Origin of the sequence: Leifsonia sp. Leaf336, assembly GCF_001423695.1 — a bacterium.
Lineage (GTDB): Bacteria > Actinomycetota > Actinomycetes > Actinomycetales > Microbacteriaceae > Leifsonia.
In genome coordinates, this window is record NZ_LMOZ01000001.1 from 763,998 (window position 1) to 781,438 (window position 17,441).

The 17,441-nt window shown below is 63.6% G+C and carries 21 protein-coding genes; 9 read left to right on the plus strand and 12 right to left on the minus strand.

Annotation, left to right across the window (positions count from 1 at the left end; genetic code table 11):
* Positions 1-61: 61 nt before the first annotated feature.
* The 4 genes from ASF88_RS03740 (at position 62) to ASF88_RS20270 (ending at position 3,305) form a co-directional block, all read left to right on the plus strand.
* Positions 62-268, plus strand: a complete 207-nt coding sequence (locus tag ASF88_RS03740; protein WP_157498195.1) for a hypothetical protein — start codon at positions 62-64, stop codon at positions 266-268.
* Between the two features lie 2 nt (positions 269-270).
* Positions 271-2,160, plus strand: a complete 1,890-nt coding sequence (locus ASF88_RS03745) for a T7SS effector LXG polymorphic toxin (RefSeq protein ID WP_055914394.1) — start codon at positions 271-273, stop codon at positions 2,158-2,160.
* 4 nt (positions 2,161-2,164) lie between these two features.
* A complete protein-coding gene (locus ASF88_RS20265; protein WP_157498197.1) occupies positions 2,165-2,566 on the plus strand; it encodes a hypothetical protein in 402 nt (133 codons plus the stop codon).
* A gap of 343 nt (positions 2,567-2,909) precedes the next feature.
* Complete coding sequence (locus tag ASF88_RS20270) at positions 2,910-3,305, plus strand: hypothetical protein (protein WP_157498199.1); 396 nt, start codon at positions 2,910-2,912, stop codon at positions 3,303-3,305.
* Between the two features lie 931 nt (positions 3,306-4,236).
* On the opposite strand, the gene ASF88_RS03755 is transcribed toward ASF88_RS20270, so the two are convergent.
* From ASF88_RS03755 to phoU, 11 genes are all read right to left on the minus strand, one after another.
* Entirely contained in the window at positions 4,237-4,773 is a 537-nt protein-coding gene (locus ASF88_RS03755; protein WP_055914401.1) for an Imm61 family immunity protein, read from the minus strand.
* The gene (locus tag ASF88_RS20010; protein WP_082518733.1) at positions 4,770-5,075 is read right to left on the minus strand and encodes a TNT domain-containing protein; all 306 of its coding nucleotides are present in this window, start codon (positions 5,073-5,075) and stop codon (positions 4,770-4,772) included. The genes ASF88_RS03755 and ASF88_RS20010 overlap by 4 nt, the downstream gene beginning before the upstream one ends.
* Before the next feature lie 606 nt (positions 5,076-5,681).
* Positions 5,682-6,521 (minus strand): hypothetical protein, encoded by an 840-nt coding sequence (locus tag ASF88_RS03760; RefSeq protein ID WP_235493261.1) that lies wholly within the window; start codon positions 6,519-6,521, stop codon positions 5,682-5,684.
* Positions 6,522-6,525: 4 nt separating this feature from the next.
* A complete protein-coding gene (locus tag ASF88_RS03765) occupies positions 6,526-7,734 on the minus strand; it encodes a hypothetical protein (RefSeq protein WP_055914407.1) in 1,209 nt (402 codons plus the stop codon).
* Positions 7,734-8,081: a hypothetical protein gene (locus tag ASF88_RS03770; protein WP_055916632.1), complete on the minus strand. Its 348-nt coding sequence runs from the start codon at positions 8,079-8,081 to the stop codon at positions 7,734-7,736. The genes ASF88_RS03765 and ASF88_RS03770 overlap by 1 nt, the downstream gene beginning before the upstream one ends.
* Positions 8,078-8,347 (minus strand): hypothetical protein, encoded by a 270-nt coding sequence (locus ASF88_RS03775; RefSeq protein WP_055914410.1) that lies wholly within the window; start codon positions 8,345-8,347, stop codon positions 8,078-8,080. The genes ASF88_RS03770 and ASF88_RS03775 overlap by 4 nt, the downstream gene beginning before the upstream one ends.
* A complete protein-coding gene (locus ASF88_RS03780) occupies positions 8,344-8,799 on the minus strand; it encodes a DUF4176 domain-containing protein (protein ID WP_235493262.1) in 456 nt (151 codons plus the stop codon). The genes ASF88_RS03775 and ASF88_RS03780 overlap by 4 nt, the downstream gene beginning before the upstream one ends.
* Before the next feature lie 2 nt (positions 8,800-8,801).
* The gene (locus ASF88_RS03785; RefSeq protein WP_055914415.1) at positions 8,802-9,107 is read right to left on the minus strand and encodes a hypothetical protein; all 306 of its coding nucleotides are present in this window, start codon (positions 9,105-9,107) and stop codon (positions 8,802-8,804) included.
* Entirely contained in the window at positions 9,092-9,334 is a 243-nt protein-coding gene (locus tag ASF88_RS20635; protein ID WP_055914418.1) for a hypothetical protein, read from the minus strand. The genes ASF88_RS03785 and ASF88_RS20635 overlap by 16 nt, the downstream gene beginning before the upstream one ends.
* 348 nt (positions 9,335-9,682) lie before the next feature.
* A complete protein-coding gene (gene esaA / locus ASF88_RS03795; protein ID WP_082518734.1) occupies positions 9,683-11,626 on the minus strand; it encodes a type VII secretion protein EsaA in 1,944 nt (647 codons plus the stop codon).
* A gap of 165 nt (positions 11,627-11,791) precedes the next feature.
* Positions 11,792-12,448, minus strand: a complete 657-nt coding sequence (gene phoU / locus ASF88_RS03800) for a phosphate signaling complex protein PhoU (RefSeq protein ID WP_055914425.1) — start codon at positions 12,446-12,448, stop codon at positions 11,792-11,794.
* A 191-nt stretch (positions 12,449-12,639) separates the two neighbouring features.
* Here phoU and ASF88_RS03805 point away from each other — a divergent pair, with 191 nt between their 5' ends.
* Positions 12,640-13,791: a sensor histidine kinase gene (locus ASF88_RS03805; protein ID WP_055914428.1), complete on the plus strand. Its 1,152-nt coding sequence runs from the start codon at positions 12,640-12,642 to the stop codon at positions 13,789-13,791.
* On the plus strand, positions 13,788-14,471 hold the full coding sequence (locus ASF88_RS03810) for a response regulator transcription factor (RefSeq protein WP_055914431.1): 684 nt from the start codon (positions 13,788-13,790) through the stop codon (positions 14,469-14,471). Before ASF88_RS03805 ends, ASF88_RS03810 begins: the two co-directional genes overlap by 4 nt.
* Positions 14,472-14,550: 79 nt before the next feature.
* Here ASF88_RS03810 and ASF88_RS03815 read toward each other — a convergent pair whose 3' ends face one another.
* Positions 14,551-15,054: a hypothetical protein gene (locus ASF88_RS03815; RefSeq protein WP_055914435.1), complete on the minus strand. Its 504-nt coding sequence runs from the start codon at positions 15,052-15,054 to the stop codon at positions 14,551-14,553.
* 180 nt (positions 15,055-15,234) lie between these two features.
* On the opposite strand from ASF88_RS03815, the gene ASF88_RS03820 reads away from it, so the two are divergent.
* The 3 genes from ASF88_RS03820 (at position 15,235) to ASF88_RS03830 (ending at position 17,436) form a co-directional block, all read left to right on the plus strand.
* Entirely contained in the window at positions 15,235-15,717 is a 483-nt protein-coding gene (locus tag ASF88_RS03820; protein WP_055914438.1) for a CarD family transcriptional regulator, read from the plus strand.
* A 98-nt stretch (positions 15,718-15,815) separates the two neighbouring features.
* A complete protein-coding gene (gene ispD / locus ASF88_RS03825; RefSeq protein ID WP_055914439.1) occupies positions 15,816-17,000 on the plus strand; it encodes a 2-C-methyl-D-erythritol 4-phosphate cytidylyltransferase in 1,185 nt (394 codons plus the stop codon).
* A gap of 40 nt (positions 17,001-17,040) precedes the next feature.
* On the plus strand, positions 17,041-17,436 hold the full coding sequence (locus ASF88_RS03830; protein ID WP_055914442.1) for a nuclear transport factor 2 family protein: 396 nt from the start codon (positions 17,041-17,043) through the stop codon (positions 17,434-17,436).
* Positions 17,437-17,441: the final 5 nt, after the last annotated feature.

Consider the following 17,441-nt stretch of genomic DNA (forward strand, 5'->3'; position numbering starts at 1 on the left):
GTCGTTGGCTACGAGAGGTATCAAGGAAGGCTTCCACCAGGAGTCGCGGAAGGTTTCCGAGTTGACGTCGGGTGTCGCCGAGATCAAGGACGCGTGGACCCGTGGGGAGCCGTTGAGGGTCCCCGGTGCGAGCACGGTGTCGGAGATCTTCCAGGAGTTATCCGCGCTGATAGGGAATTACGGCCAGCTGGCGAAGAAGGACACCGAGGAGTTCGCCCGTTTTGGCGTGCAGATCGAGGTCCAGGACCGTGAGGACGCGAAACGGTGAGGGTGGTGGAGTTCTCTGCTGATGCGTGGCAGGGGTCGGCACCGGGGTTGCAGCAGGGATTGGCCGAGCGGATGGACGCGGTGGACAAGCTGACCCAAGGTCTGCATGCGTTGGCGGAGTCGGGGAACATCACCGGCGAGGGCGCCGATGGGATGCGCGCCTATATCCGTGAGGTGCATGTTCCGGTTCTGCAGTGCCTCCTGTTGGGTCTGTCGACGTTCCAGACCGCGGTGGGGGTGTATTGGGCGGGGTACCGGCAGGTGGATGCGGATGGGAATTTCCATCTGGTGCGGGATGAGCATGAGACGCATGTGTTCCAGTTGGACGCCGGGATGCGCCAGTTGCGGGGTATCGGTTCCCAGTTGCGGCAGATCTCCGCGGACGCCTCCCGCCTGGTGTCGTTGGGGTCTGCGGGTGCTGGCGCGGTGGAGCGGACCGTGGATGACCTGCAGCGGATGCACCTGATCGCGAAAACGCAGTTGGAGACGTGGGAGGCGTACGAGGGCTCTGATCCCGGGTTCGCTCAGGTTCAGGAGCTGATCTCCCGACTGGGCGGAATCGTCAACCGGGTCGGGTCGGTCGACGTCGGTCGGGGCCGGTCTTATCTGCCGGGCAGCTTCCAGGCGGAACTGGTGCCGTTGGGCGAACTGGTGGAAGGGATGAGTCAGTACTGCCAAGACAACCAGCAGCGGGCGACCGAGGGCTGGCTGGACATGTTCGACAAGTACGCCCAGGATGTCGAGGCGGCGCGGCGTGAGCAGGCGTTGACGGATCTGATTTGGGACGGCTTGCAGATCCTCGCCGGCGCCGTGGTAACCGTGATCGGGTTGGGTCTGACCCCATTCACGGCCGGGTTCTCCCTCAGCCTGACCGCCGCGGGCGGAATGCTGCTGGTGGGCGGGATCAACAACGCGATCAATCACGTCTCGATCGCCACGACCGGCAACGACTTCAATCTCGTCGGCATGGCCGCGGACGCGATCGGGCAGTGGTATGACGTGAACGTCGTCCAGCCCCGTGCGGCTTCCGGGAACTGGGACAGCCAATTCTGGGCTGGAGTCGGCGCCGGGGTGGGCGGGGTCGTCCGCGCGGCCGCGGAGTTCAGTGTTAAAGACACCCACGACGGCCTCCTCGACCTGATCTACGACCGCAATGACGCCCGCAATGCCCTGTGGAACCAACTCACAACAACGTTGGGCCAGGTCGCGGCCGGGAACCCGTTCGTGATCGGGGAGATCAGCGGGGAGATCGCCGGCGCACTCCTGCCCGGGGCCGTCGCCGCCAAAGCAGCTCGCCCGCTCGCGAAGGCCGCCAAATTGCCCGGGCGCGTCAAACCACCCATCATCACCGACCCACGCAAAGCCACCAGCGCACTCGATCCGGCCAGAACTGTCGACGAAGCGGCAAGCCTGTTCATCCCGGGCCCAGCCGCCGCGAAGCTCAGCCGCGGAGGCGACCAGCTAACCAAAGCGGGTAGTGCGGAGGCGCTGATAGGTCTTACCCGCGCGCAACAGGCTCTCACTGACCAACTCCTGGCGGCCGGAGTCAAGATCGACGTCACCAAGGTACTTGATATCTGGGAAGCGCCGGGGGACAGAGTCGTGTGGTACGACGAGGGAAGAGCGACAGCCGCCAATCGGGGCGGCGCTGGTCTCGCGCACGTGCTTGAGCATGCAGACGACTTCGCCAAGAAGGGCATAGCCAAACATGAAATTGCCGCTCTAGTGAAGAAGGCAATCCAGGAGAATAAAGTCGTGGGTCACCAGGGTTCCGGGACGGGGCGTCCGGTGTACCGAGTCGAATTGGACGGCAGAATCGTTGATATCGCGATCACTGTTTCGAAGAATGGGTACATCGTCGGAGCTAATCCGACAAGCAAGTTTGGAAACTAGAAAGATGACATCACTGGCGAACGCTGAACTGAGTTCGGAATTGCCTCTGCGGTTGCGAATCTCCGCCGAGTTCTTTTGCGATCCTGTGTGGGTCACTGGTCAGGGCGTTATGGAAGACACGGACGGAAGCGCGCTCGGCTTCAGCAATGAACTGGTCCAGGATCTGCGCGAATGGTCCGAGGCGTACAACGCCACCTACAACGACGATGATCCACAGGAAGGCGGCCCTCTTCCGGCTGATCATTTTGTTCGTGGTTTCGAGTTGGCGCGCCGTATCCGTCAGGTGACGCCTTCAGCGTGGACCGTCATCGCTCAGGACCCAGACAGCGGGCATGAGGTCGAAGTACCAATTGGTTCCGATCCCCGTGACTCCTCAGCTACGTGCGCAACTGACGGAGGTTTATGACTGTGGGTCTTGTGTTTTCTGCTGAGTCGCTCGCGGGGTTCGGCCTGCGAAGACTCCGTGTGGTCAATCGTGGCTGCGGTGAGCCTCACGAGTAACTTTGCGTGGCGTTCAGCTCAAGACTCGATCATTCAAAATGAAGTATATGTGAGTGCTTCTATCCCTTTAGTCGACGAGTGGCCGCCGGGCACCGCAGGCAAGAGGGTTCGGCCACAATGGACAGCCGATTCGAGCGATTGACTTCACGGACCATGGACGCCTATCGGGTCATCCCGTGCCTCACCAACACGTGTGGCGTCCAACCTAGCGGGGGTACGCCAAATCGCAGAAGGGCAGAGCCAGGAGAATGAGCGACCTCGTAAACGCCACTTTCTCAATGTTCCGCGGTGATGATCTGATCACTCTCAGCGACATCCTTGGTTCGATCAAGCCGAAGTCAAAGCTCGAATGGGTGGTGAAAATCCTCGACGTAACGACCGAAAGCACGTCCTCGCTCGACGTGCTCGAACTGGAGTCAAGAATCGCTGCATCGGCAGGAAAAGGAATTCGACTGACAGACGAAGAACTTGCAACCCTTGCCGAGGAGATACATCAGGTAATCGATTGCGATCTGGCCGGATTCATGCCTGATGCACCTGCGACTCAAGGCCAACCTGCTGTCGTGATCGAGGCATTCGATAGCAGCCAGTGGACTATCAGTGTGGACACAGATCGAGTGGCCATGAAGTTCGTCCTCGAATAGGCGAACTTGTAGCGACGACCGGCGTTCGACACGCTCTCAAAGGGCTCGTACGCATGTTCCGCAGACAGCGTTCGTTGCAATCCTTAGCGGCTCGAGGCTTCAGGATACCCTCCGGAATGATGTGGGCGCAGACAACAAGTGGCTCCCGGGAGGCAGACTTCCGACCGGGGCGCCAGTGGCCGTATCGACGTCTACGGTCTCGCTCGAGCCGAAATCACCTCTACAAGCGATTGGAGTGGGCAGATGAATTTTCTGGACCAATATGTCTCGGCTGAGCACAGGTTCTCACTCGGGCAAGAATTGGGCGACGGAACGTTCTATCTCTCTATCCCGGTGTCTAACGGGATCGTCGATTATGAGGAGTACTACAGGCTTAATGAGTCTGAGTTTCGGGACTTCCTCGCTGAGCCAGCGCACGCAGCTGTTCTGCTTGAGCGCTGTCGTCGCCGAGAAGAGGACGAGAGACTCATTCAGTCGCCTGGTTGGAATCGCGGGACGCCCGTTTAGGAAGCCCCCGAAATCGAGAGCTATGAATCATTGAAGGGTCATGAAGAGCCAGTCGAGCATCCGTCAATCATAGTTCTTATCCGTGATTCGATCGGGGTGCGAGGCTGGTAGCGGCTGTAAACAGCGCCGCCGATGCGGTCGTTTTCACCATGTATGACGCGTTCGGTTTCAGTTGTGGGGCGGATAATCGTTTTGGATCATTCGGCTCCTTTCCTGTCGAAGTGGGCAGCGATTCGCGCATTTGAAGGACGCGATGACTCCATGAACTCAAACCCTGAGTTCATTCGTGAGAATGCCGGAGCTTTTCTGAACCTAATGCGTTCGAGCGTGTCGCCGAGAGCGGGGTCGGCAGGTTTCGATACGCCGTTCACGAACCCGCTAGTGTAGGGCCCGGGTCATCAGGCCACTGCAGCCCGACCACGGGTCACCCGCGAGAGTCCGGCACAACCATGAAATGTGGCTTGCCCTCCGGGTCCAGCGCCGACTCACGTATCTCTTCCGGACTCAAATCGACATAGTGCGAGAACTTGATAAGTCCTATCGCGCCTCCGGCGCGAACGACGCTTTCACCGCGGTGGTGAAGCTCGTCTCGCGGGCCTGCGTCCGTGATCGTGAACCCCGGCGCCACCTTATCCACAGTGACCGGGATCGAGACCACCAGCAGCCTCGGAAGGCGCCTCTCCTCACGGAGATCTTCCGCGAAGTAATAGATCAGGAACTTTTCCATGTCGGTCAATAGCGGTGTGGAGAACACCAGTTTCTCGTGGGTGTTGGAGCGCTGCGCCTGGGTGAGAACGAGCTGGTCGTCGACAATGCGGAGGAAGTTTCGAATCTCAGCCCCGCTGTTGGCGAATAGCCAACCATCGAATTGTTGCCAGAAGCTACCGCCGTAGCCAGCCGGTATCGCGACTTCGTTAACCCGCTCCACCATCGCTTGTACATCAGCATCGACAATGCTCATTCGGCTGCGCCTCCAGGAACTAGAACTCCCCTGTCGAGAAGGTCTCTTACGTTTTCGGTTTCACCCATTCGATCTCGCACGACCATTTGGTAGCCACCGCCAGGACGGCCGAAGGCTCGGTCAATTTCGGCGTATTCGATGGTCCACCCTTTCGTACCCGGCGGCCAATCGTCAGCCAGGCGGTAGGAGTTGTACGGCTTTTCCAGCGAGTTTACCGGGAGGCTTCGTTCCTCGAACGAGGCGGGCCTCCCGCCCTTCATCACGCCGAGGTACTCCCCGCTGTCCTCACCGATGCGGTCCACAGCGCTGCCGTGATCGCGGACGTACGCGGCAAGGTCGTGGTAGTCGCGCCGGGTACCCGGAACTGCACCATCGTTCGGTGGGTACCGGTCCCAGTGGTGTGACCCGTGACAGCATCGGTTTCAACCTCGGTGTAGCGCACGTCGTATTCGTGCTTGCTGTAGGGGATCCCCGCGGGGCTGCGGCCCCAGGGAGCGTCAGGATCGGCGATCAGCTCGAACGTGGCCCGGTTGGTATCTGTGACGGGCGGGTAGGGGCGGTGCGCACCATGGTCGGCGACCGGGAGACCGTAGCGTGCGTCGCCCGGTTTGAGCGGACTATCCAGATGCGGCGTCCAACCGAGCTTCGTGTCCCGGGTGAAGGTCTGCGTGCAACCAAAGAGAGACTCGGCAATCTGCTCAGCGACCCTCTCGACAGGCCGAAAGCCTCGAAATACGCGCGGTTAGCATCAGCAACTATCCGTTCGCTTCTTACCACCTCGTGTTCACTCGCAACTCGCGACGCTTCAAGTCCACCCGCGGCCTTCCCTTCATCTCTTCATGCAGAACCGAGCTGGAATACGTCCGGTTCGCCCCAGCGGCAGTCGAATTACGCTCCTTCTAAGTCGCTCAGAAGCGCACGTACTTGGCAAAGACCCAGAAAAGTGTGAGCGCGACCGCGCTCCCCGTCACCCAGAGGACGACCTTTCGCGTCAGCTTGCGCCGCTCCTCTAACGGCCTCCGGCGCGGCCGGGCCTCCCAATAGACGCGATCCCTCGACTTCAAATACGCGAGGTAAGCGAACTCCACCGGAAGACTCGGCGTCACGCACGCGAAAAACACCAGCCCGGCCGCTCCCAACGAGTTCGCGAAGTACTGGCCTAAAGTCAGCACGTTCGGTACTACGGTCACAACAGCGAAAATGACCCACAGCATCTTCGACCGCCCCGACCCCGAAATGGCCAGATAGTTGCCTACCGTGCGCTTAGCCGAATGCCCCGACCGTAGACGATGCCGCAACATCAGAATGTGAGCCGCAGTTGAGCCGGCTAGCACAGCCAGGGCGATCCAACCGCCGAGGATGAACCACATCATGGAGCGAGCGATGTCACCTGCGTTCAGGAATGCGGCGATTGCTAACGCCATGAGGCAGAGACAATAGACCAATGCAAGGGCTATTCCAGTCAAGAGCGTCGAGAAAAGGACTTGAAAGCGATAGGTCAATCGCTTGAACATTGACAGGAGTACGCCGAGAGCGCACGCCGCCATGACGACAACGTTCACGTTAAACAGAGGCCTCATTAGTGATTGGCCCTCGAGTGCCGAGGGATCAAGCATGCCCATGGTTAAAGCGCCGAGGATGATGACAACTGGGATCCCAAGCCCCGCGAGGTTTCCAAGGGATCCGCGGGTATTGGCCAGCGCACGGAAGTAAGTGCGATTCGCGTCCGCAATCGAAGTTGTTGCCACAATCTCACCGATAACTGTTCTTGATTGTGTCTTTGGCCGAATCAGCGGCTGAGCCGAATACTAGACTCACGAAGATGCCGACGCCTGCTCCAATGACTGTGCCGACCGGAGGCACGAACGCTGATCCGACCGCAGCCCCAACACCCGCCGCGACGGCGGTGTTCAGGAGATCAACGCCGGTGTCGACAGCGAAATCCTGGGCATCGTATTCGTCTACGCGACCGTCGCCGAAGTACTGGTTTACGTTGAGCGCGACGCTCAGGCCCAACCCCGCGACACCCGCGATCTTGCCAGCTTTTGCGAACTTCGAGGCGGATTTCCATCCTGTGAAATCCCCAACAACCCCGTCTCGTGCTCCGCTAAGACCCGACTTGAAGTACTGCTTGTAGTAGTCGATCCGGGCGCCAGTGTCCGCGTTGTATCTCTGACCTCTGTTGTAAAGGAAGCCGCTTTCGGCGTTGAACAGGAAATTCTTGCCTGCCTTTAGGCGGCCCTTTGCGTCAAGTTCAATCTTCTTGCCGCCGAGAAAATCGAGAATCTTGTTCCGTTGCGCGAAAGCACCTACCGCAGTTCCGCCCTGACCGAGAAGGTCGACACCGGAGACGGGTGAGTTGAGGGCGTCGAGGAGGTTGATGACGTCACCAATTCGGGAGGCGATGTCGACCAGGCTGCTGGCGAAGAGGCCTCTCGTCGATGCGGAGAAGGCGCGAAGAGCACTTAGCCGGTCTTCGAGGTCCCGGATATCGCTTTCGAGCTGGGCGAGCACCAACTCGAGGCGACGGTTCATCAGTTCCAAACCCTCGCTCAGTCCAGGCAATGCTGTCGCAACCGCCGCGTTGCGGCGGTTCCGCTCCATTTGGAGTTCGGTGGCGTCTCGTTGATTCTTCGTTACGGTTAGCTGCACGTTCATCTCGTCTTCCTTCAGAAGACCGAAGTGGCTGACCTTTGAGTCCTCGTGCGTGTACCGCTCCAAGTCCTTCTGGATAGAGCGAAGCTCGTTTCGCACGTTTGTCACGCAGGGTGTGATGAGCTCGGCGAATAACGTCTCGACCGCTGCATAGCCCCGTCCGGACAGCTCGCCCGAACCGAGTTCTGCCACCAGTCGCGCCGACGCACGATCAACCGCGTCCAGCGCTGTCGAGGCCGTCAACAGATTCCCCGACAGTGCACTCTTGAGGGCACCGGACTCGCCCGCGTCGTAGATGAGCCCCATTATGCCTTCCCCTTCTCTCGCTGGAGCCGGCACAGCTCGGCCTCAGAATCCGAGCGAACGTCTCGTGCCATCTGCTCCAACAGCTCCACCTGTTCGTCGACGAGCCGTCCCACGAATGAATCGACCTCCTTGCGCGCAGCCAAGCACTTCTGCACGAAGTACTCCTTGTCGCCGATCGCGCGACCGACTTCCTCGAATCGCGCCGAGTTGTCGCGCATCACCTGTCGATGCTCGGTCAACTCGCGCTCGAACACGTCGAGCGCCGCAAGGCGTTCGGCGGTATGTTCCTCCTCAGTACGGATCTTCTGATCGGCTGTAGGCGGCACATCGTGATCAACGGCCTTCATCGCGCCACGCACCACCCCTGCGCGTCGCCGCTGTCCCGCTCCTCGATGTCAGTGGCGAGAGAAACGATGCAGTCCGCCTGGAACTTCACTCGATAAACCAACTCAGCGATATCCGGCACGATTTGATTCGCGACCTTTGCGGCGGCTTTCATACTCGCGATGTTGCTTGCAGGCAAGCTCACCTGTTGCCCGTCGCCATCGAGCTCGATGTCACCAAACCCCGCCACAGCGTCTTGCGCGGCACCAACATCCGATGAAACCTTCACGGCTTCTTCCTCCGATCTTCTTTGCTAGCCAGTCTCCGAAGCTCGAAGAATGGATCCCCGGAGCCATCCGCAGCGTCACTGCCATCCGCGTCATCCGACGTTTCGGGGATCTCAGTGAGCGCCTCCGCGAATTGCTTCGCAACTGTCGTTGGCCGCCGCCCCTTCTCCATCTGAACCAGCAGGTCCTGGAGGAAGCACGCATCAGCGGCGTCCGTGTAGCCCTCGAAGACGACCTCGTCGATTACTCCAGCCAGGATGGGGAAGGTCTCCTGGTCCGGCGCCTCGCCGTAAGGATGCGGCGCCACCAGATAGCGAGGAACCACCTCGCTGCGTTCCTGGTCCGGCCGGAATGCCCCACGCGCGAGAATCACGAACAGACCGGAGGCAGCCGGAGTCTCCAACCGAACGATCGATCCCAAACCCAGCACCGCGCCACGAAGTTCCAGCGGCATCGTCACTCCTCACTCTCGTTCGCCGTTGGTACGACGATCTGCGACAGCTCGTCATCCATGAACGAGTGCAAAACGTTCTTCGCCGGCGCCTCCTTCTTCGCGGAGAATGACGGGATGTCGACGAAGCGCTGCGTGCCCAGGTCTCCACCGAAGAGGATCTGGTCGACGTTCTCCTTCACCGCAGCCACGAGGCCGAACGCGCTGCTCAACCTCGTCATGTGATCCAGGACGATCACCTGAGCGTTCGCGCTCCCCCCGCCGAGAAGTTCCGCAACCTGATCCGTAGGCAGCATCACCTTGTCGACCACATCCGCGATGCCGTTGACCCGATGCACCGCCGGGCCCCAGTGCCGTTCTCCGCCAGGTCGGTCAGCGCCGCCTTCACCTCGGCGGCGTGGCTGTTGAGGAGTGCCTTGCCGACATAGAGCGAGGCTGCCGAAGCCAGGATCGGTTCCAATGCACCAGTCGCGTCGATCACCACGAGGTCCTCGCCCGCCACCGCATCTGCGAGCTGACCGATCAAGAACGGATACAACAGAGCAGCCTGCCTCGATGTCTCCGGGAATAACTTGTCCTTGATTGGCCTCAGAATATGGCCACCCTGTTCTACGGCTACGGCTACGGCTACGGCTACGGCTACGGCTACGGCTACGGCTACGGCTACGGCTACGGCTACGGCTACGGCTACGGCTACGGCTACACGGCTACGACTGCGCCGCCCCAGTCCCATTGCAACCAGCCGCGGACGGGTAGCCGAACTGCCACTCTGGCTTGTCACCCCGTTGCTGTGGGCCGTAACGACGATTCTGTTCGTGCGCACCTGCTGGGCCTGCGGCAAGGCTTGACCGAGTGGGCAGACACCCGTACGCCGTCTCAGGCGCGATCAGGCCTTCTTCCCTCGACGGAGCGCGCTGCCGAGCGCCGTCACCACCGCGCCGGCGAGCAGGCCGCCCGCGAACACGATGAGCCAGTTCAGGTCCAGCATGCCGATGGGGTCGGCGGTGCTTGCGGCGGCGGCCCGATCGGGAGTCACGTTCTTCGCGTCGATCGGGGCGGAGAAGAAAGAGTAGATGCTGCCGGTGTCGACGCCCGGTGTTCTGGTGTTCGCGAGGACGGTCGCGAAGTTCGCATAGTATGCCTGGTTCTGCTCGAGCCCGGAGTTTCCTGAGGTCAGCAGGGCGTTGACGCCACTGAGCGCCTTCTCGGCGCCGGAGGCTGTGGTGGTCGAGTTGCGGAACAGGGCGTCGAACAGGCTGGAGTTGTCGGGCAGGGTCGTCGAGAGGCCGGTGAGCGTGCCGCTCGCCTCTGCCGACTGTGTGAGCAATCCGGTGATGCTGGTGCGAAGTTCGTCGCTGTTGTCGACGAACAAGCCGGCATCGTCGGGGCTGTAGGTACTCCAGTCTTGGATGTCGAGGCTGGTGACCGCGCTCGTCGCCAGCGAGGCGTCCTTGGCCGCGGTCAGTACGTCGGCATACCAGGTTTCCAGGTTCGTGAGCTCGGACTCGAACAGGCGAGTGGGCATGGTGCTCGCGCTGAGCGAGTCTCTGGCAGTCTCGAGCGCCCGGATCTCACGGTGCAGGCTCCGAAGTATCGCGGGGTCGAGCTGGACACTCGGTGGAGCTGGCTGAGCTGGGCCGTCCGGACCGTCCGGGTCCTCGGGGTCGTCGGGGTCGTCCGGGTCCGGACCGCTCGGGTCCGGCACGGCCGGGTCCGTCGGGCTCGCTGGCAAGGTCAACGCGAGTTCGATGGCTCGCAGGTTGCGAATCCTCTCGTCGAGGTCATCGAAGACGCCCTTCATGGAGAGCGCGTAATCCTCGGCGTACTGTGCGATCGCCTGCCGAAGCTCGGCGATTCTGCTCTGCAGGTGCGGGGGAACCGCACCCTCCGGATCGGCGCAGGGTACCGGCACCTCGGAGGCGTCGAGTCCGTTCAGCTTGCACAGCATGCCGGTTCTGAACCACTCGAATTGGGCGCCGTAGAAATCCCGATCGGACTCGGCCTGACCCTCAATGCCTCGATTGCCGTTGGCGGCGTTGATCTGAGCGATCTCGCTTTGCCGGCTGGTGTATTCCTCGATGCCGGGCAACTGGCCCGAGAGTGCTTGGCCGTTGCTGGTGAGCAGGTCCATCACCGACTTCGTGAAGGAGGTCTGCGCCTCGGACGCGGCCGCGTCGATGTCCTTCAGGCCGGTTGCGCTCGCGAGGAGGCTCTCGAAGGTTGGCATCGTCGTTGCGAACGGCTTCTGCACGTCCGAGGTGAGCGCGGTGATGAGCGCCTTCTGAATGCCGAGCGCTGCGTGCATATGCCCGTCCGCTTCGGCGATGTTGTCAGCGAGAGAGGCGTAATACATCGTGACGACGCTCCGGTTGAAGCCCTGCACGATGTCCCGGATTCGTGTCTCCAGAAGCCGGTCTGCGCTCTCGTCCGTTTGCTGACGAAGTCTGTACTCGACGGTCGCTTTGGTGGGACTCGTCTCTTGGAGCGTCAGGATGTCGTGCGAGAACGACTGGGGGATGTACAGCACGGCATCGACGGAGCCGTCTTTGTACGCCTTCTCGGCCACGGGTCGAGAGATCACCGTCCAGTTGTATTCGGAGTCCTTTGAGATCCGATCGATGAAGGACGCACCGAACGCATACGTCTCGCTGTTGAACTCGGCCGAGAGATCCTCGTTCACCAGCCCCACCGTGGGTCTGAAATTGCCGACGCGATGCGCTGAGTCGTCGTTCACGATGAGGAAGCCGGCCACGAGTGCCGCCAGCAGCAGGGGCACGCACAAGAATCGTGCAAGCCTCGTTCTGCGCTTACCTGTTGACGGAACCGCCATTCACGCCTCTCCTCACGAGTTCATCGACTAATTCGTTCCTCGTCATGCGTCTGACATCTGAGGCACAGATATCTAAGGCTAACAGCGCGTGAGGTCATACGAAAGCCGCCGAGCACGCGGATGATCTGCGTGCTCGGCGGTCGACGAGAGAGGGAGAGGGGCGGCTCAGACCGCGATCTCGGGAGCCCAGTCGCCCGTGGCGAGGTACTGGACCTTCTTGGCGATCGAGACCGCGTGGTCGGCGAAGCGCTCGTGGTACCGGCTCGCGAGCGTGGCGTCGACGGTGTCGACGGCCTGCCCCTTCCACGTCTCGCCGAGGACCTTGTCGAAGACGCTGGCGTGCAGCTCGTCGATGTCGTCGTCGTCGTTGCGGATCTCGTCGGCGAGGCGGATGTCCTGCGTGCGGAGCAGCTCGGCGAGCTTCTGGGCGATCTGGACGTCGAGGCGTCCCATCTCGGCGAACGTCGAGCGCAGGCTCTTCGGCACGACCTTGTCGGGGAACCGGTAACGCGCCAGCTGAGCGATGTGCTCGGCCATGTCGCCCATCCGTTCGAGCGACGCACTGATGCGCAGCGCGCTGACGACGATGCGGAGGTCGCGGGCGACCGGCTGCTGCCGGGCGAGGATCTGGATCGACAGCTCGTCCAGCACCACCGTGAGCTCGTCGATGCGGTGGTCGTTGGCGATCACCTCTTCGGCGAGGGTCACGTCGGACTCGTTGAAGGCCTGGGTGGCGCTGCGGATCGAACGTACGACCAGCTCGGCGATCTCGACCAGCCGGTCCTGGACTTCGGCCAGCTCCTGCTGGAAAACTTCGCGCATGGGTTGGGTCCTTCCTGGGCGTGCGCGCGCACGCGGAATACGGGGGTCGATCGACCCCGAGAGCATGCTCGCGTCGGGAGGTTAACGGTTGGTGCCGTCCACCTGAACACTGTCTAACGTACCCGCGAAAACACGCGGCGCAGAGCCTGATCGGTCACGGCGCGTCCGGTCCCATCGCCTACGCTTTGGGTATGAACTCCGCCTGGTTGGTGCTGCTCTCGCTGGGGCTGGGGCTGGCGGTCGGCGCGGGGTTCGTCTGGATCCTCCACATCGCCGCTCGGCGAGGAGACCATGCGGCGGCGGTGTCGAACCCCGCCGTCCCCGACGGCGTCGACCAGGTGCTCGACGCGATGGAGTCGGCCGGTGTCGTCCTCGACCCGTCGAACAACGTCATCAAGGCCTCCCCGGGCGCGCATGCCATCGGCCTGGTCTGGAACGGGCTGCTCGTCCATCCGCATCTGGTGAACATCGTCGACCGCGTGCGCCGCACGGGCGAGCCCGTGACCGAGGAGTGCGAGCTCGCGCGCGGACCGTTCGGGGACGCCAACATCCACCTGAGCGTGCGGGCGGCGCGACTGGGGTCGCGCTACATCCTGCTGCTGGCGGAGGATCGCACCGAGTCGTTCCGGCTCGAGTCGGTTCGACGCGACTTCGTCGCGAACATCAGTCACGAGCTGAAGACGCCGATCGGCGCGGTGGGCCTTCTCGCCGAGGCCCTCGACGACGCGTCCGACGACCCGGAGCAGGTGCGCCGGTTCGCGCTGCGACTGAGCGAGGAGGCCTCCCGCCTGGCCCGCATCACGCAGGACATCATCGAGCTGAGCCGCCTCCAGGCCGCCGACGCCCTCGGCGACGCGGAGCAGCTCTCGGCCAAGAAGGTCGTCAGGGCCGCGATCGACCAGAACCGTGTCGCCGCAGAGGCCCGTCAGATCGAGATCGCGATGCGCGGCGAGAAGGACGCGAACGTGATCGGCAACGAGGCACTCCTGGTCACCGCCGTGCACAATCTCATCTCGAACGCCATCCAGTACTCGCCGGAGGACTCCCGGGTCGGCATCGGCGTGCGCACTGTCGACGGCGTCGTCGAGATCGCCGTCACCGACCAGGGCGAGGGCATCCCGGAGGACGACCTCGACCGCGTCTTCGAGCGGTTCTTCCGCGTGGATCAGGCCCGTTCCCGCAACACCGGCGGCACCGGGCTCGGCCTCGCGATCGTCAAGCACGCCGTGCAGAACCACGGCGGCGAGGTCCGGGTCTGGTCCCAGCCCGGGCGCGGCTCCACCTTCACGATCCGGCTGCCGGAGGCGGCCACCGTGCGTCCCCCGATTGGAGAGAACCTGTGACAGCCATCCTGCTCGTCGAGGACGAGGCCGCCCTCAGCGAGCCTCTCGCGTACCTGCTCAAGCGTGAGGGGTACGAGGTGACGGTCGCCGAGGACGGACCGACGGCGCTGGCCGAGTTCGACCGCATCGGAGCCGACCTGATCCTGCTCGACCTCATGCTCCCCGGCATCCCGGGAACCGAGGTCTGCCGTGAGATCCGCACCCGGTCCACCGTGCCCATCATCATGCTGACGGCCAAGGACTCCGAGGTCGACATCGTGGTGGGGCTCGAGCTCGGCGCCGACGACTACGTGACCAAGCCGTACTCCTCCCGGGAGCTCCTGGCCCGCATCCGCGCCGTGTTGCGTCGACGTGTCGACGAGGCCGAGTTGGAGGACGACGGCATCCTGGAGGCCGGCTCGGTGCGCATGGACGTCGATCGGCACACGGTCGCCGTGAACGGCGGCGAGATCTCTATGCCGCTGAAGGAATTCGAACTGCTGGAGCTGCTGCTACGGAACGCGGGGCGCGTGCTCACGCGCGGTCAGCTCATCGACCGGGTGTGGGGCAGCGACTACTTCGGCGACACCAAGACGCTCGACGTGCACATCAAGCGCATCCGGTCGCGCATCGAGGAGAGCCCCTCCGACCCGCAGATGCTGGTCACGGTGCGTGGCCTCGGCTACCGGTTCAACGCCTGACCGCTCCTGCGGGAACGACGAAGCCGCCCTCGCGATCGCGCGGGCGGCTTCGTCGTGCGCGGCCCTCGGGCCGCCTGAATCAGTTCTGCGCCGGCAGGATCGTCGGCGGCACGAGGTCTGTGTAAGCGGGGAGGCCGCCGTCGAGAACGGGGACGTTCAACTTGACGCCGGTGGCGTCGCCGTACTGGAAGTAGACGGGGTAGAGGCTGCCGGGGAGAGCGTCGAACGGCGTGAGGAACACGTTGTTCTGGGTCGCCTTGTCGGGCTGCGTGCCGACTTTCTTCACCTGGCCCGGCTCGACGGTGATCTCTGCAGCGCCGCCCGAAGAGGCGGAGGTGATGGCGACCCGGTGGCTCTTGCTGTCAGTGTTGACCAGCGTGACGACGAGGTTGCCGACCTTGCCGCCGACGCCGTCGGTCACGATGAAGGCGTTGCGCACGTCGATCGCGCCGACGCTGCCGCCGACGCCGTCGCTCGGGTCGTAGTGCTTCGTGGTCGCCTGCGGTGCGATGAGACCGCACCCGGCCGTGCCGACTGCGACCGCCAGGGCGAGGACGATGGACGCCGCGACGCGAGCTTTCACTGGAATGACCCTCCGAATCGTTCCGCTCGACGGCGCGCTGATGCCCTGTTACGAAAGCGGATTTCAGCACGAGTTTACCGTATGCCGACAGGCGTTCCCCGCGCCCGTGGAGGTGCGAGGGCGAACCTTAGCATGTGCCTCGTGTGGTATCCTATTCGTTGCTGAAGGGACAACATATCTATGCTTTTCGAGGTTGGCGAAACCGTCGTTTACCCCCATCACGGTGCTGCAACGATCACCGAGGTCAAGAAAAGAATCATCAAGGGTGAAGAGAAGCTGTACCTCAAGCTCAACGTCACGCAGGGCGATCTGACCATCGAGGTCCCCGCCGAGAATGTCGACCTCGTCGGCGTGCGCGACGTGATCGGCAAGGAGGGTCTCGACCGCGTGTTCGAGGTGCTGCGCGCTCCGTTCACCGAGGAGCCGACCAACTGGTCCCGCCGCTACAAGGCGAACCTCGAGAAGCTCGCTTCGGGCGATGTCATCAAGGTCTCAGAGGTCGTCCGCGACCTGTGGCGCCGCGACCAGGACCGCGGTCTCTCCGCCGGTGAGAAGCGGATGCTGGCCAAGGCGCGGCAGATCCTCATCTCCGAGCTCGCCCTGGCCGAGAAGACCGACGACGAGCAGGCGTCGAGCCTCCTCGACGAGGTGCTCGCCTCCTGACCCGGGATTCACCCGCTCCGCGATTCATTCGCGTTCGACGGCCCCGTTGCTCCGGCAGCGGGGCCGTCGGCGTTCCGGCCGAGCGGTAGTCTCTGGGCATGAGCACCCACACCGGACCGCGCGTCGCGGTCGTCGTCGTCGCGGCCGGGTCGGGCACGCGTCTCGGAGCCGAACTGCCGAAGGCGTTCGTGCGGCTCGATGGCCCCACGCTGCTGGAGCGATCCCTCTATGCCGTGCGCGGCATGCGCCATGCGGCGGACCCCGTCCTTGTGGTCCCGGCCGACCGTGTCGAAGAGGCGTCCGCGATCGCGTTCGCGGCATTCGGCCGTCCGGCGCACGTCGTGCCCGGCGGCGCGACCCGGCAGCAGTCGGTCGCGGCGGGCCTGGCGGTGCTGGCCGACGACGTGGAGGTCGTCCTCGTTCACGATGCGGCTCGCGCGCTGACGACCTCCGGACTCTTCGACGCGGTCGTGGAGGCCGTGGTCGCGAGCGGGCACGGCGTGATCCCCGGCCTCCCGGTCAGCGACACGATCAAGCGCGTGGCCGTCGACGGAACGGTGCACGAGACGGTGGACCGCTCGACGCTGGCGGCGGTGCAGACGCCGCAGGGCTTCCCCCGCGATCAGCTCCTGGCGGCGTACGCGGCGGCGACGACCGACGAGACCGACGACGCCGGCCTGGTCGCCGCCGCCGGCTTCGCGGTCACGGTGGTGCCGGGGGAGGCGCAGGCGTTCAAGATCACGACGCCGCACGACCTCCAGCGCGCGCACGACATGATCGCGCCGCAGTCGCCGTCGCCGTCACAGGCGGAGACGACGACGTTGCCTCGCGTCGGCCTCGGCACCGACACGCACGCGTTCGACCCGTCGGCCGAGCTCTGGCTCGCAGGCCTCTACTGGCCGGACGAGCCGGGCCTCTCCGGCCACAGCGACGGGGACGCCGCCTGCCACGCCATCGTGGACGCCCTGCTGGGCGCCGCGGGGCTCGGCGACATCGGCGGCACGTTCGGAACCGGGGATCCCGAGTTCGCGGGGGCGCACGGGGAGGTGTTCCTCACCGAGACGCGCCGGCTGATCGAGGAGGCCGGCCTGCGCATCGGCAATGTGTCCGTGCAGATCATCGGGCAGCGCCCGAAGTTCGCGCCGCGGAGGCGGGAGGCCGAGGAGCTGCTCTCCGGCATCCTCGGGGCGCCCGTGTCGATCGCCGCGACGACCACGGACGGTCTGGGCTTCACCGGCAGGGGCGACGGTATCGCGGTCTTCGCGACCGCACTGCTGCGCTGAGGCCGCCGACTCACTAGCCTGGCGCGTGGAGAGGATACCCATGCCCCAGCAGCCGAGCACCCCGCAGCAGAGCGCCGACGTCGCGCGGCGGTACATCGAAGCGGTCGGCGCCCACGACCTCCAGACAGTCGGCGGCCTGCTCGGCGATGGCCTCTCCGCGATCTTCGCGGGCGGCACGCTCGGCAGGGACGAGTGGCTCGCCGCGCTGAACCGGCTCCTTCCCGCCCTGGTCCGCAACGACATCCGGGAGGTCTTCGCCGACGGTGATCGCGCCTGCGTCGTCTACGACTTCGTCACGGACACGCCGGCGGGCGCGGTACCGTGCGTCGAGCTCGTGACGGTGGAGGGCGACAGCATCACGCAGATCGAGCTGATCTTCGACCGTGTGACGTTCGCGCCGGTCAACGAAGCGCTCGCCCGGCGCGCGGCCCCGTAGGCTTA